The organism is Pseudomonadota bacterium, assembly GCA_041395565.1.
Lineage (GTDB): Bacteria > Pseudomonadota > Gammaproteobacteria > UBA9214 > UBA9214 > UBA9214.
In genome coordinates, this window is the sequence record JAWLAI010000003.1 from 115126 (window position 1) to 128922 (window position 13797).

The 13797-nt window shown below is 64.7% G+C and carries 15 protein-coding genes; all 15 read right to left on the minus strand.

The annotated features are described in order from the left end of the window. Positions 1–77: 77 nt before the first annotated feature. Positions 78–1448: a bifunctional UDP-N-acetylglucosamine diphosphorylase/glucosamine-1-phosphate N-acetyltransferase GlmU gene (glmU, locus tag R3F42_03765; protein MEZ5541141.1), complete on the minus strand. Its 1371-nt coding sequence runs from the start codon at positions 1446–1448 to the stop codon at positions 78–80. 168 nt (positions 1449–1616) lie between these two features. Next, a complete protein-coding gene (locus R3F42_03770; GenBank protein ID MEZ5541142.1) occupies positions 1617–2105 on the minus strand; it encodes a peptidylprolyl isomerase in 489 nt (162 codons plus the stop codon). Next, positions 2105–2524, minus strand: coding sequence for a F0F1 ATP synthase subunit epsilon (locus R3F42_03775; protein ID MEZ5541143.1), 420 nt, complete (start codon positions 2522–2524; stop codon positions 2105–2107). Before R3F42_03775 ends, R3F42_03770 begins: the two co-directional genes overlap by 1 nt. A 12-nt stretch (positions 2525–2536) precedes the next feature. Continuing rightward, positions 2537–3913, minus strand: a complete 1377-nt coding sequence (gene atpD, locus R3F42_03780) for a F0F1 ATP synthase subunit beta (protein ID MEZ5541144.1) — start codon at positions 3911–3913, stop codon at positions 2537–2539. Positions 3914–4020: 107 nt separating this feature from the next. Further along, the gene (gene atpG / locus R3F42_03785; GenBank protein ID MEZ5541145.1) at positions 4021–4881 is read right to left on the minus strand and encodes a F0F1 ATP synthase subunit gamma; all 861 of its coding nucleotides are present in this window, start codon (positions 4879–4881) and stop codon (positions 4021–4023) included. A gap of 151 nt (positions 4882–5032) precedes the next feature. Next, on the minus strand, positions 5033–6574 hold the full coding sequence (atpA, locus tag R3F42_03790) for a F0F1 ATP synthase subunit alpha (protein MEZ5541146.1): 1542 nt from the start codon (positions 6572–6574) through the stop codon (positions 5033–5035). A gap of 28 nt (positions 6575–6602) precedes the next feature. Then, positions 6603–7139, minus strand: a complete 537-nt coding sequence (locus R3F42_03795; GenBank protein MEZ5541147.1) for a F0F1 ATP synthase subunit delta — start codon at positions 7137–7139, stop codon at positions 6603–6605. A gap of 9 nt (positions 7140–7148) precedes the next feature. Next, positions 7149–7619, minus strand: a complete 471-nt coding sequence (locus R3F42_03800) for a F0F1 ATP synthase subunit B (GenBank protein MEZ5541148.1) — start codon at positions 7617–7619, stop codon at positions 7149–7151. A 39-nt stretch (positions 7620–7658) separates the two neighbouring features. Continuing rightward, positions 7659–7892, minus strand: coding sequence for a F0F1 ATP synthase subunit C (gene atpE / locus R3F42_03805; protein MEZ5541149.1), 234 nt, complete (start codon positions 7890–7892; stop codon positions 7659–7661). Between the two features lie 38 nt (positions 7893–7930). Beyond that, positions 7931–8788: a F0F1 ATP synthase subunit A gene (gene atpB, locus R3F42_03810; GenBank protein MEZ5541150.1), complete on the minus strand. Its 858-nt coding sequence runs from the start codon at positions 8786–8788 to the stop codon at positions 7931–7933. Continuing rightward, a complete protein-coding gene (locus R3F42_03815; GenBank protein ID MEZ5541151.1) occupies positions 8778–9161 on the minus strand; it encodes an ATP synthase subunit I in 384 nt (127 codons plus the stop codon). Before R3F42_03815 ends, atpB begins: the two co-directional genes overlap by 11 nt. Before the next feature lie 178 nt (positions 9162–9339). Next, positions 9340–10308, minus strand: coding sequence for a ParB/RepB/Spo0J family partition protein (locus R3F42_03820; GenBank protein MEZ5541152.1), 969 nt, complete (start codon positions 10306–10308; stop codon positions 9340–9342). Positions 10309–10322: 14 nt separating this feature from the next. Then, entirely contained in the window at positions 10323–11180 is an 858-nt protein-coding gene (locus R3F42_03825) for an AAA family ATPase (protein MEZ5541153.1), read from the minus strand. Beyond that, a complete protein-coding gene (rsmG, locus tag R3F42_03830) occupies positions 11177–11875 on the minus strand; it encodes a 16S rRNA (guanine(527)-N(7))-methyltransferase RsmG (protein ID MEZ5541154.1) in 699 nt (232 codons plus the stop codon). Before rsmG ends, R3F42_03825 begins: the two co-directional genes overlap by 4 nt. A gap of 26 nt (positions 11876–11901) precedes the next feature. After that, on the minus strand, positions 11902–13794 hold the full coding sequence (mnmG, locus tag R3F42_03835; GenBank protein MEZ5541155.1) for a tRNA uridine-5-carboxymethylaminomethyl(34) synthesis enzyme MnmG: 1893 nt from the start codon (positions 13792–13794) through the stop codon (positions 11902–11904). Positions 13795–13797: the final 3 nt, after the last annotated feature.

Genomic DNA, 13797 nt, shown 5'->3' on the forward strand with positions numbered 1-13797 from the left:
TTGATGCCGTTGCCGGGTGGCGCATACTACCGCCTGTGCACCGGCAGCAAATCCCGTCGCACGACCTATGGCATCGGCTACGGCTTCGGTTTTTTCACCGGCCGCTTCCAGCCGCGGCGCGTTACCTGCTCGCTGCGGCTGAGCGTCAGCTCTCCGGCCGGCACATCGCGGGTTATGGTGGAGCCCGCCCCGATGGTGGCGCCGTCCGCAACCGTCACCGGCGCCACGAGCTGGGTATCCGAGCCGACGAATACGTCGTCGCCTATGACGGTACGGTGCTTGTTCGCGCCATCGTAATTACAGGTGATGGTGCCGGCGCCGATATTCACGCCGCGGCCAATGACCGTGTCACCGATGTAGCTCAGGTGATTGATCTTGGAACCGGCACCGATCTCCGATTTCTTTATCTCGACGAAGTTCCCCACATGGGTATGTTCGGCGAGTCGAGTCTCCGGCCGCACCCGCGCAAACGGACCGATGCGCGCCGCGGCGCCGATCACGGCGTCCTCGATCACGCAATTGGCCAGAATCACGACGTCATCCCCCGCGCGAACATTACGCAGCACCACGTTCGGACCGATGCTGACACGGTCGCCGAGATGGATGTCGCCCTCCAGCACGGCATTGACGTCGATCAGCACATCCTGCCCGGCGACGAGCGTGCCGCGCAGATCGAAGCGCGCCGGATCGATCAGCGTCACACCGTCGCGCATGCATTGCTCCGCCTGGCGGCGCTGGTAGCGGCGTTCCTGCAGGGCCAGTTGTGCGCGGTCATTGATACCCATCACCTCTGCGACGCTGCTGGCCCCGAAGCCGCGTACGCTGACCCCGTCATTGACGGCGCGCACGACGATATCGGTAAGGTAGAACTCACCCTGTGAATTGCTGTTATCGAGCGACTCCAGCCAGCGGCGCAATTTCGCCGCCGGCGCGGCGATGAAGCCGGTATTGACCTCGTGGATCGAGCGCTCGGCGGGGCTGGCATCCTTTTCCTCCACGATGCCGCAGATACTGCCATCGGCGTTGTGCAGGATGCGGCCGTAGCCCGCCGGTTGCTCGAGTTCCGCAGTCAGCAGGCCGACGAAACCCTGTGCCGCCATGTGGCACAACGGCGCGAGTGTCTCCTTGCGGATCAGCGGTACATCGCCGTACATCACCAGCACGGTATGCCCGTCCGGGATGGATGGCATGGCCTGTGCCACGGCGTGCCCGGTGCCCAGCTGGCGATCCTGCATGACCCAGTTGACGCCGGCGTCTGCGAATCTGCTGCGCACGACCTGCGCGCCATGGCCGATGACGACGTGGACGGCAGCAGCCGCGAGCTGATGCGCGCAGTCGATCACATGCGCAAGCAGCGGCCGGCCCCCCAGCGGATGCAGCACCTTGGGCAGATCAGAACGCATGCGCGTCCCCTGCCCGGCGGCAAGAATGACGATACTCAGTGGCATATCAGCGGGCATATCCCTGGACGGAACTATTGCACAGCAACCCGGCGGTAGGCAAAGGCAATTCGGCTGCCAGTGGTGACAAAAATCCGTGTGAGGCTGGTCGGAACGGCGGCGTGGTACATGGCCTTGTATCGGCCGGTGGCATCAAACCTGAGCTGTGGACGGGCTTCAGTGCAGCACCGGCGCGTGCATGGGTTCGACGCCGTTGAGGATTTCGTCCGGCGTGGCATCCCGGATCGCGGTTACCCGGATGTGGAACAGGATGGTCTTGCCGGCCATGGGATGGTTGCCGTCCACCGTCAGCTTGCCATCCTCGATGTGGGTGACGGTGAAAGTCCGGGTATCGCCCTGGTCGTTCATCATCTCCACCTCGGCGCCGACATGGCGGAACTCGGACGGGACATTTTCCAGATCGTCCGTGTAGGTCAGGTCCGGGTCGTGCACGCCGAACCCCTCCTCCGGGGTCAGCTCCACCTCGACGGTGTCACCGACCACGCTGCCCTCCAGTTCCTGCTCCACCTTCTCGAACAGGTCATGCGGGCCGCCGTGTACATAGCTGATCGGCAGATCGGACTGCTCGAGCACGGTCCCGGCCTCGTCGCTGATCGAATAGGTGAACGTAACCACCTTGTTGCGCTCCACGAACTGCGCGGACATCAGCGTTTCTTGCGGAGTTTGCGGATGGCGGCCAGCTGCGCCATGGACTCGGCCAGTTCGGCCTGGGCTCTGGCATAGTCGATATCGGCAGCCTTGTCGGAGAGAATCCTCTCGGCGCGCTCCTTCGCCGCCAGGGCCTGGGCCTCGTCGAGGTCATCGGCGCGGATGGCGGTATCGGCAAGCACGGTAACCATGTGCGGCTGCACCTCGAGCATGCCACCGGATACGTAGAAGGACAGTTCATCGCCCTCCTGCGACTGCACCCGCACCTCGCCGGGCTTGAGCCGGGTCAGCAGCTGGGTGTGGCGCGGCGCGATGCCGACCTCGCCCATTTCGGCGGGTGCAAAGACCATCGTCGCGGTGCCGGAGTAGATCTCGGCCTCGGCGCTGACGATATCGACGTGCAGGGTCATAGCCATGTGCTCTTACTCTTACAGTTTCTTGGCCTTCTCGACCGCTTCCTCGATACCGCCGACCATGTAGAACGCCTGTTCCGGCAAAGCATCATAGTCGCCGTTGACGATGCCCTTGAAGCCGGCGATGGTGTCCTTCAGTGACACGTACTTGCCCGGTGTGCCGGTGAAGGTCTCGGCCACGAAGAACGGCTGCGACAGGAAGCGCTGGATCTTGCGCGCCCGGGTCACCACCAGCTTGTCCTGCTCCGACAGTTCGTCCATGCCGAGGATCGCGATGATGTCCTTCAATTCCTTGTAGCGCTGCAAGGTGCCCTGCACGGCGCGCGCGGTATCGTAGTGATCGGCGCCGATCACGTTCGGGTCGAGAATGCGCGAGGTGGAATCGAGCGGGTCCACAGCCGGGTAAATACCCAGCTCCGCAACCTGGCGCGACAGCACCAGCGTCGCATCCAGGTGCGCGAAGGTCGTGGCCGGCGACGGGTCGGTAAGGTCGTCCGCCGGCACGTACACCGCCTGGAACGAGGTGATGGAGCCGGTCTTGGTGGAGGTGATGCGCTCCTGCAGCACACCCATTTCCTCGGCTAGCGTCGGCTGATAGCCCACCGCGGACGGCATGCGGCCGAGCAGCGCGGACACCTCGGTACCGGCCAGCGTGTAGCGGTAGATGTTGTCGATGAACATCAGCACGTCACGGCCTTCGTCACGGAAATATTCCGCCATGGTCAGGCCGGTCAGCGCGACGCGCAGGCGATTGCCGGGCGGTTCGTTCATCTGGCCGTAAACCAGCGAGACCTTGTCGATGACGCCGCCTTCCTTCATCTCGTGGTAGAAGTCGTTGCCTTCGCGGGTACGCTCACCGACGCCCGCGAAAACCGAGTAGCCGGAGTGCTCGACGGCGATGTTGCGGATCAGCTCCATGAGCGTCACGGTCTTGCCCACGCCGGCGCCGCCGAACAGGCCGACCTTGCCGCCCTTGACGATCGGCATGATGAGGTCGATGACCTTGATGCCGGTTTCGAGAATCTCCAGCGCCGCTGCCTGCTCCGCGAAGGTCGGCGCCGGGCGGTGGATCGGCATGCTGGTCTCCGCGCCGATGTCGCCGGCCTCGTCCACCGGGTTGCCGAGCACGTCCATGATGCGGCCCAGGGTCTTGGTGCCGACCGGCACCTTGATCGGCTCGCCGGTGTTGAGCACCTCGAGACCGCGGCGCACGCCGTCGGTGGAACCCATGGCGATGGTGCGCACGATACCGTCGCCCAGCTGCTGCTGCACTTCCAGAGTCAGGTCCGCAGCGCTGACCTTGAGGGCGTCGTAGACCTTCGGCACGGCGTCGCGCGGGAATTCCACGTCGACGACGGCGCCGATAATTTCAACAATGTTGCCAGCACTCATGATGGTTTCCTCATAGCTCTAATCTTTGTTTGTTGTAGGAGCTCTGCGCAAGCGCGAATCTTTTCGAACAGACCGCGGCTGGCCCGCACCTACACCAAATAAATCCATTACACCGCTGCTGCGCCCCCGACGATCTCCGATATCTCCTGGGTAATCGCAGCCTGCCGCGCCTTGTTGTAGATCAGTTGCAGCTCGTCGATCAGGTTGCCGGCGTTATCGGTTGCCGCCTTCATGGCGACCATGCGCGCAGCCATCTCGCAGGCGACGTTTTCCACCACACCCTGGTAAACCAGAGACTCGATGTAGCGGATCATCAGCGCGTCCATGACCGGCTGCGAATCGGGCTCGTAGATATAGTCCCAGTGTATCTTCAGCTCTTCGTCCTCTTCCCCGGTCACCGGTATCAGCTGCTTGACCTCCGGCTCCTGGCTCATGGTGTTGAGGAAACGGTTGTGCACCAGATACAGGCGATCGATATCGCCGGCCTCGTAGGCATCCAGCATCACCTTCACGGTGCCGATCAGCTCGATGATCGACGGCTTGTCACCGAGGTGGGTTGCGGTGGACACGATATTGCCGCCCATGCGCTTGAAGAAGGAATTGGCCTTGCTGCCGATCAGCGTCAGGTCGATCCCGTAGCCGGCGGCAGTCCACTCCCGCATTGCCACGATGGCCTGCTTGAACAGGTTGATGTTCAGACCGCCGCACAGGCCGCGGTCGGTGGAGATGACGATGACCCCGACCCGTTTCACCGGGCGTTCGATCAGGTAGGGATGATGGTATTCGGGATGCGACTGCGCGACATGCGAAATCACCCGCTGAATGCGCTCGGCATACGGCCGCGTGGCCAGCATCCGGTCCTGCGCCTTGCGCATCTTGCTCGCAGCCACCATCTGCATCGCCTTGGTGATCTTCTGCGTGTTCTTGATACTCGCAATCTTGGTGCGGATTTCCTTCGCGCCTGCCATTTGCTCACCTGTTCCGGAATGCTGTAGGAGCGGACCGCGTCCGCGAGTTCAATTGCCTGCCGCGCAACGTACCCGGATGTACGAGTGCCGTGCGCGGCAGGAAGCCGGAAACGGCCCGACAACGCGCTCCTGTATCAGCAATCCCCATCGTTTACCACGTACCGGTTGCCTTGAAGTCTTCCACCGCGGACTTGAGCGCGGCCGCGATCTCGTCGTTGTAGTCGCCACTGGCGTTGATCTTGTCAATCAGCGCGGACTGGCTGGCGCGCATGTAGGCATGCAGCGCGTGTTCGAAGTCGACGACCTTGTTCAACGTGACATCGTCGAGGTAACCCTGATCGGCCGCGAACAGCGACACCGCCATCTCGGCCACGGTCAGCGGCGAATACTGCTTCTGCTTCATCAGCTCGGTCACGCGCTGACCGCGTTCCAGCTGCTTGCGGGTGGCCTCGTCGAGATCGGAGGCGAACTGGGAAAACGCCGCGAGCTCGCGGTACTGGGCCAGGGCGAGACGAATGCCGCCGCCGAGCTTCTTGATGATCTTGGTCTGCGCCGCGCCACCCACGCGCGACACCGACAGGCCGGCGTTGATGGCCGGGCGGATACCGGCGTTGAACAGGTCCGATTCCAGGAAGATCTGGCCGTCGGTAATGGAAATCACGTTGGTCGGCACAAACGCGGACACGTCACCGGCCTGCGTCTCGATGATCGGCAGCGCGGTCAGCGAACCGGTCCTGCCCTTGACCTCGCCGTTGGTGCGCTTCTCCACCTCGTGCGCATTGATGCGGGCGGCGCGCTCCAGCAGGCGTGAATGCAGGTAGAACACGTCGCCGGGGTAGGCCTCGCGCCCCGGCGGACGGCGCAGCAGCAGCGACACCTGGCGATAGGCCCAGGCCTGCTTGGTCAGATCATCGTAGATGATCAGCGCATCCTCGCCACGGTCGCGGAAATACTCGCCCATGGAGCAGCCGGAATACGGCGCGATGTACTGCATGGCAGCGGACTCGGCCGCGGCCGCAGCGACGATGATGGTGTGTTCCATCGCACCGAATTCCTCCAGCTTGCGCACCACGGTGGCGATGGAGGAATTCTTCTGGCCGATGGCAACGTAGATGCATTTGATGCCCGTGCCCTTCTGGTTGATGATGGCGTCGATCGCCACCGCGGTCTTGCCGGTCTGACGGTCGCCGATGATCAGCTCGCGCTGACCGCGCCCGATCGGCACCATCGAGTCGATTGCCTTGAGTCCGGTCTGCACCGGCTGGTCCACCGACTGACGCGCGATAACGCCCGGCGCGATCTTCTCGATCGGTGAGGTCAGGCTCGATTCGATCGGCCCCTTGCCGTCGATCGGGTTGCCGAGCGAGTCGACCACGCGACCCAGCAGGGCCTCGCCGACCGGCACCTCGAGGATGCGGCCGGTACACTTGACGCTATCGCCCTCGGTGATGCTCTTGTAGTCGCCCAGGATCACCGCGCCGACCGAGTCGCGCTCGAGATTGAGCGCGAGGCCGAAGATGCTGCCCGGGAACTCGAGCATCTCACCCTGCATGACGTCGGCGAGGCCGTGGATGCGCGCGATACCGTCGGTCAGGCTGACCACCGTGCCCTCGGTACGCGCCTCCGAGACAGCCTGGAATTGTTCGATGCGGCTCTTGATAAGCTCGCTGATTTCAGTCGGATTGAGTTGCATAGTCGTTTACCTTGGATAAACCTTCAATTCAGTGGCTCAGCGCGGTGCCCAGGCGCTCCAGCTTGCCGCGCACGGAACCGTCTATCACCAGGTCGCCGGCACGGATGATGGCGCCGCCCAGCAGGCTCGCATCGGTCTTGCAGGTCAGTTCGATCTCGCGACCGAGGCGTCGGCGCAGGCCCTCGATGATGCTGGCCTGCTGTGCATCGGTGGCAGGAAAGGCGGTGGTCAGTTCGGCCTGCACGCGGCCTTCGGCCTTGCTGCGCTCGATCTCGAACAGGGCGGCGATGTCCGGCAGCAGCGCCAGCCGGCGATTGTCGGCCAGCACGCGCACGAAGTTGGCGCAGCTGCCGTCCAGCCGGGCGCCGGCGATGTCGACGATCAGGTCGGCCAGCTGCGTTTCGGTCACGCGCGGATTCTCGATCAGCCGCTGCATGGTGGGATCTGCCGCTACCATGGACAGCAGCTCCAGCATCCCGGACCACTCCTTCAGGGCGCCCTGCTCGCGGGCATGCAGGAATGCGGCGTGCGCGTACGGGCGTGCGACGGTGAGGGTTTCGGCCATGGGTTATGCCTACAGTTCCGCCGCCAGTTTTTCGAGCAGTTCGGCATGGGTGCCCGCGTTGACCTCGCGCTCCAGCACCTTGCCGGCACCGGCCAGCGCGATGGAGACGACCTGCCCACGCAGGCTCTCCTTGACGCGGTTGACCTCCTGCTCGATCTCGGCCGCAGCAGCCGTCTTGATACGGTTGCCCTCGGCACGCGCGTCGTCCTTGGCCTCGTCGATGATCTCGGCGGCGCGCTTGTCGGCGCGGCTGATGATCTCGCCGGCCTGCGCCTTGGCGTCACGCAGGATCTCGCGCGCACGCTCCTCGGCGAGTTCCTTTTCGTGCTTGCCGCGCTCGGCCGCGGCCAGGCCATCGGCGATCTTCCTGCGGCGTTCCTCGAGCGCGTTCATGATCGGCGGCCAGACAAACCTCATGCAGAACCACACGAATACGATGAACGTGAGGGTCTGCCCGATCAGTGTCGCATTGAAATTCATGCTTGCACCTCAGTGTGGTAACGATATCTGCTGACGCCCTTACGACACCACGGCGAACATGACATACATGGCCAGACCGACCGCGATCATCGGCACCGCGTCGACCAGACCCATGACGATGAAAAACTGGGTGCGCAGCATCGGGATCAGTTCCGGCTGACGCGCGGCACCTTCCAGGAAACGGCCGCCGAGGATACCGATGCCGACCGCGGCGCCCAGCGCACCGAGGCCCATCATCAGGCCACCCGCGATATAGAGTAATGCGTTTTCCATGTTGCTCTCCTAGAGTTGGGTACTGTTGCAATACAAAATCAGTGGTGCTCCTGGTGCGCCATGTCCAGGTACACGATGGTCAGTGTCATGAAGATGAACGCCTGCAGGGTGATGATCAGGATGTGGAAGATGGCCCAGCCGAGCTGCAGCAGCCCGCCGAAACCGCCCAGCACGAAGCCGCCGCCGTACATCAGCGCGATCAGGATGAAGATCATCTCGCCGGCGTACATGTTGCCGAAGAGTCGCAGCGCCAGCGAGATCGGCTTGGAAATCAGCGTCACGCCTTCCAGCAGCAGGTTGATCGGGAACATCCATTTCGGGAACGGCTGGAACGCCAGCTCGCCGAAAAAGCCGCCGAAGCCCTTGACCTTGATGCTGTAATAGAGCACCAGCACGAACACCGACAGCGACAGGCCGAAAGTGACGTTGGGGTCGGTGGAAGGCACGATCTTGAGATGGCCCACACCCAGCAGCCCGGCCAGCCAAGGGACGTGATCCACGGCGAGCAGGTCCATCAGGTTCATCAGGAAGATCCACACGAACAGGGTCAGCGCGAGCGGCGCGACCAGCGGGTTGCGGCCGGAGAACGAGCCGCGCACGCTGTCGTCGATGAACTCGACGATCCATTCGACGAAGTTCTGCCAGCCGGCGGGTGTATCGACGCTGGCGCGTTTCGCCACCGTGCGGAACAGCCACAGGAACAGCACGCCGAGCCCGATGGAGAACAGCATGCTGTCGACGTTGATGGCCCAGAACCCCATCGCCGCGGCGTCCTGGCTGCTGTGCGCGAAACCCCAGTGCCCGGCATGTTCGTGCCCCGCGGGAAATTTGCCGAAGGTCAGGTTGGTCAGATGATGCTTGATGTACTCTGACGATGTCAGTGTTTCAGACGACATGGCTTGCAGATCTTCCCTTCATCCCCATGAACACGAGGGCCAGCTGGCCCGCCATAAATCCCGTCAGCACGGCCAGCGGATCCAGCCGCCAGTACCCGAGCCCGAGGGCGAACAACAACGCGATCGCCACGAACCGCTCCAGTGCGCTGCGGTAGAGCAGCCGCAGGCTTTCCCCTGCGCTCAGCGCACGGCCCGCATCCGCGCGCGCGCGGCGCCACTGCAGCAGCCCGGCATTGCACGCGGCCACCAGGCCGCCAAACCCGGCAGATCCCGCCTGGAATCCGCCGTACAGAAAGAAAAACAGTGTCGAGGTGATTGCGACCAGCCCGAGCTGCAGCGCCGCCAGGTTCCGGAGATCGCGCGCCAAGGCCACAATTACCAACCTTTATTCATATAGTTACGTGACACCAGCTGGCCGATCACGCGCGCCAGCAGGCTGGGCGGCGCACACGAGAGAAAAACCGGGCACGAGGCAGCCCGGGATTATAAGGATGGTCTATGGGAGGGGTCAATAAAACGAGTCCGGCGCGCATGGCGCGCAGGAACCTCGACTAGCGAATGTGCGCCAGAATCCCGTCGAGCTCGTCCAGGCTGTTGTAGCTGATCTCCAGCTTGCCCTTGCCGCCGCGTCCCGGGCGTATCGCCACGCTCGCGCCGAGCCGGTCCGACAGGTCCGTCTCCAGTTGCCGGATATCCGGATCCTTGCGCGCTGGCGGCGCCCTGACCGGGCGCGGTTGCTGATAGTGCTTGACCAGCCCCTCGGTGGCACGCACGCTCAGGCCGCGGGCGATGACCTGACGCGCCGCCTCGACCTGGAGGTGTCCGGCCAGCGCCAGCAATGCGCGCGCATGCCCCATCTCCAGCTCGCCGCGCTCGACCATGGCCTTGACCGCGTCGTCGAGGTCGAGCAGACGCAGCAGATTGGACACCGCGGCCCGCGAACGCCCCACCGCCTCGGCGGCCTGTTCATGGGTCAGCTCGAACTCGCGGATCAGCCGGCTGAGCGACTTGGCCTCCTCCATGGGATTGAGGTTTTCGCGCTGGATGTTCTCGATCAGCGCGATCGCGATCGCGGCACGATCCTCCACCTCGCGCACGATGGCCGGGATCTCGTGCAGCCCGGCCAGCTGCGCGGCGCGCCAGCGGCGCTCGCCCGCAATGATCTCGTAGGCATCGTCGTCGACCCTGCGCACCACGATCGGCTGCAGCACACCCTGGGCACTGATGGAATCGGCGAGTTCCTGCAGGGATTCCTTGTGCATGTCGATGCGCGGCTGGTACTTGCCGCGCCGGATGATGTCGACCGGCAGCTGGCACAGCGCACCGTCGACCGGCGCCGCCGGCATCGCTTGCGCAGCGGCGGCTGGAGCCGCCTGCGCCGGGGCCACCTGTACCGGCCAGGGTCCGGCGGCGGCCGGTGCCGGCGGCGCGGGTGTCTCCGGTGCCGGCGCGGCCGGACGCATGCCCGACCCCAGCAATGCATCCAGTCCCCGACCCAATCCGCGTTTTTTGACTGCCATGTGAGATTCCGCCGCTAATCTGTCTGTTGATATTCCGCCGTATCGGTATCCGCAGTGTCCGCGGTTTCCTCCAGCGCCTCGGGCAGCCCGTGTGCCGCGGCTATCGGCGCGTGCCGGCGCAGGTATTCGCCGGCCAGCGCCAGGTAGGCGATGGCCCCGCGCGAGCTCTTGTCGTAGCGCAGCACCGGCAGTCCGTGACTGGGCGCCTCGGCCAGGCGCACGTTGCGCGGGATGATGGTGCGATAGACCTTGTCGCCGAAATGCTGCTGCAGCTGCGTGGACACCTCCATCGCCAGATTGTTGCGCGCATCGAACATGGTACGCAGCAAACCCTCGATCGCGAGGTCGGGATTGACCGCCATGCGTACCTGCTCCACGGTGTCGAGCAGCGCGGACAAACCCTCGAGTGCATAGTACTCGCACTGGATCGGAATCAGCACACCGTGGGCGGCGGCCAGCGCGTTGACGGTAAGCATATTGAGCGACGGCGGACAATCGATCAGGATGATGTCGTAATCGGCCTGCACGTAGGCCAGCGCCGCGCGCAGGCGCCGTTCGCGGTCATCCCGCGCCATCAGTTCGACCTCGGCCGCGGTCAGGTCGGCATTGCCGGGGAGCATGTCGTAACCCGCCTGGTCGGCATGCACGATCGCGCTGCGGATATGGCTGTGCCCGAGCAGGACGTCGTAACCGGTGCGCATGACCTCGTGCTTGTCGATACCGCTGCCCATGGTCGCGTTGCCCTGGGCGTCCAGGTCGATGAGCAGCACGCGCCGGCCGGTTTCCGAGAGCGACGCGGCGAAATTCACGCTGGTCGTGGTCTTGCCCACACCGCCCTTCTGGTTGGTAACCGCGAGTATCCTGGCACTCATGAGGCGGACTCCCGGGAAGCGGCGCCCGCCTGCATGGTAACCACGTGGCGTTCGGCATCCAGCCCCGGCACCTTCAGTGCGTGCACATCCGCACTCACGCCGGCGGCAGTCAGGCATTCGATCTCCGTCATCGGGTAGACGCCCTTCATGGCCAGGATGAGACCGTCGGGTTTGCACAGGCGCGAGGCATGCCGGTGGTAATCGGGCAGATCGGAGAAGGCGCGGCAGATGGTGGTATCGAACAGCGCATCGGGCTGGTAGTCCTCGACACGCGCATTGGCCAGCGTGACGTTGTCCAGGTTGAGGATGCCCAGGGTCTGCTGCACGAAGCGCAGTTTCTTGCTGCTGCTGTCGAGCAGCACGAACTCGCGTTCGGGACAGGCGATGGCCAGCGGGATACCCGGCAGGCCCGCGCCTGTGCCGATATCCAGAATACGCTCGCCGCGCAGATGCTCGACCATCGACAGGCTGTCAAGGATATGGCGCGTGACGATATCGGTCGGCTTGCGCACCGAGGTGAGATTGTAGATGCGGTTCCAGTTCATCAGCTCGGTGACGTACTCCATCAGCAGCTCGTCACCGCCGAGGCGCTCTTCCAGGCCGAGCTCCAGGATACCGTCCTCCAGCAGTTCACCGGGATCAACGTAGCCGTTGTTTCTACCCTTGCGGTTGCGGTTGTACAGTCCGGTATACATAGCGTTTCGTGGTACCCCGATGAGTGCTACGCGCGCCTGCGTTCCAGTCCGCCCTTCTTGATGTGGACCAGCAAGAGCGCAATTGCCGCCGGCGTGATACCCGGGATGCGCGCGGCCTGGCCGATGGTCTGCGGCCGCACATCGAGCAGTTTTTCACACACCTCGCTGGACAGGCCGCGTACCGCATTGTAATCGAATTCCGCCGGCAATGTTTGTTCCAGGTGGCGACGCTGCCGGTCGATCTCGCCGGCCTGGCGCGCCAGGTAACCCGCATACTTCGCCTGGATTTCCACCTGCTCGGCCACTGCGGGGTCTGCCACCGGCGGCCCGAGCGCGGCGATGGCGGTGAGCGTGTGATAATCGAGTTCCGGACGGCGCAACAGCTCGGCAGCGAACTGCTCCCGTGCCAGCGGCCGCTCCAGCAGGCCGGCCACGACGCTGCCGGCCGGACTGTCGGGCCGTACCAGCACGGTAGCCAGGCGCTGCTGTTCCCGCTCGATCGCGTCACGCTTGTTGCAGAACGCCGCCCACCGCGCCGCATCCACCAGTCCCAGCCGGTACCCCGTGGCGGTGAGGCGCAGGTCGGCATTGTCCTGGCGCAGTGCGAGCCGGTATTCCGCGCGGCTGGTGAACATGCGATACGGTTCGCGTGTGCCGCGGGTGACGAGGTCGTCGATCAGCACGCCGATATAGGCCTCGTCGCGCCCCGGGGTCCACGGCGCAACGCCGTGCGCCATGCGTGCGGCGTTCAGACCGGCGATCAGGCCCTGCGCGGCGGCCTCCTCGTAGCCGGTGGTGCCGTTGATCTGCCCGGCAAAGAACAGCCCGTCGATGGACTTGGTCTCCAGCGAGGCCTTCAGGTCGCGCGGGTCGAAGAAATCATATTCGATGGCGTAGCCGGGACGGGTGATATGGGCCTGCTCGAGACCGGCGATGGAATGCACCAGCGCCTGCTGCACCTCGAACTCCAGGCTGGTGGAGATGCCGTTGGGATACACCTCATGCGTGTCCAGCCCTTCCGGCTCGATGAAGATCTGGTGCGAGTCGCGCTCGGCGAAACGCACGACCTTGTCCTCGATCGACGGGCAGTAGCGCGGACCGGTGCCTTCGATGGCGCCGCTGTACAGCGGCGAGCCGTCCAGCCCGGCACGGATGATTTCGTGGGTGCGGGTGTTGGTGCGCGTGATGTGGCAACTGACCTGGCGCGGGTGCAGGTCGGCACTGCCCAGCAGGGACATGACCGGCACCGGCGTGTCGCCAGGCTGTTCCTGCATCCGGCTGCAGTCGCTGCTGCGCCCGTCGAGGCGTGGCGGCGTGCCGGTCTTGAGCCGCCCCACCCGCAGCGGCAGCTCGCGCAGCCGCCGTGCCAGGGCGTTGGCCGGCGGATCGCCCGCCCGGCCGGCGGCATAACTGGCGGGGCCGATATGGATGCGCCCGCCGAGGAAGGTGCCGACCGTCAGCACGACGCTGCGTGCGTACAGGCGCTGCCCCACCGCGGTGACCACCCCGGTGACACGACCACCCGTTACCATCAGGTCTTCCACGGCCTGCTGCAACAGCTGCAGCCCCGGCTGGTGTTCCAGGGCATGCCGCACCGCACGACGGTACAGCACGCGATCGGCCTGCGCGCGCGTGGCACGCACCGCCGGCCCCTTGCTGGCATTGAGCACGCGGAACTGGATCCCGGCCTGATCCGTGGCCCGGGCCATGAGCCCGCCCAGCGCGTCGATCTCGCGCACCAGGTGACTCTTGCCGATACCGCCGATCGCCGGATTGCAGCTCATCTGACCCAGCGTTTCCAGATTGTGGGTCAGCAACAGGGTGCGGGCGCCCGTCCTGGCAGCGGCCAGCGCCGCCTCGGTGCCGGCATGACCACCACCCACCACGATGACGTCATAGTGTGTCGTGCCTGCGCTCACGCC

What these genes read in the sequence shown, in the direction of transcription:
- R3F42_03775 (MEZ5541143.1), bottom strand. Translation starts at nt 2,524, where the DNA reads ATGGCTATGACCCTGCACGTCGATATCGTCAGCGCCGAGGCCGAGATC.
- glmU (MEZ5541141.1), bottom strand. Translation starts at nt 1,448, where the DNA reads ATGCCACTGAGTATCGTCATTCTTGCCGCCGGGCAGGGGACGCGCATG.
- R3F42_03825 (MEZ5541153.1), bottom strand. Translation starts at nt 11,180, where the DNA reads ATGAGTGCCAGGATACTCGCGGTTACCAACCAGAAGGGCGGTGTGGGC.
- atpA (MEZ5541146.1), bottom strand. Translation starts at nt 6,574, where the DNA reads ATGCAACTCAATCCGACTGAAATCAGCGAGCTTATCAAGAGCCGCATC.
- atpD (MEZ5541144.1), bottom strand. Translation starts at nt 3,913, where the DNA reads ATGAGTGCTGGCAACATTGTTGAAATTATCGGCGCCGTCGTCGACGTG.
- atpE (MEZ5541149.1), bottom strand. Translation starts at nt 7,892, where the DNA reads ATGGAAAACGCATTACTCTATATCGCGGGTGGCCTGATGATGGGCCTC.
- R3F42_03800 (MEZ5541148.1), bottom strand. Translation starts at nt 7,619, where the DNA reads ATGAATTTCAATGCGACACTGATCGGGCAGACCCTCACGTTCATCGTA.
- R3F42_03820 (MEZ5541152.1), bottom strand. Translation starts at nt 10,308, where the DNA reads ATGGCAGTCAAAAAACGCGGATTGGGTCGGGGACTGGATGCATTGCTG.
- atpG (MEZ5541145.1), bottom strand. Translation starts at nt 4,881, where the DNA reads ATGGCAGGCGCGAAGGAAATCCGCACCAAGATTGCGAGTATCAAGAAC.
- atpB (MEZ5541150.1), bottom strand. Translation starts at nt 8,788, where the DNA reads ATGTCGTCTGAAACACTGACATCGTCAGAGTACATCAAGCATCATCTG.
- R3F42_03770 (MEZ5541142.1), bottom strand. Translation starts at nt 2,105, where the DNA reads ATGTCCGCGCAGTTCGTGGAGCGCAACAAGGTGGTTACGTTCACCTAT.
- R3F42_03795 (MEZ5541147.1), bottom strand. Translation starts at nt 7,139, where the DNA reads ATGGCCGAAACCCTCACCGTCGCACGCCCGTACGCGCACGCCGCATTC.
- rsmG (MEZ5541154.1), bottom strand. Translation starts at nt 11,875, where the DNA reads ATGTATACCGGACTGTACAACCGCAACCGCAAGGGTAGAAACAACGGC.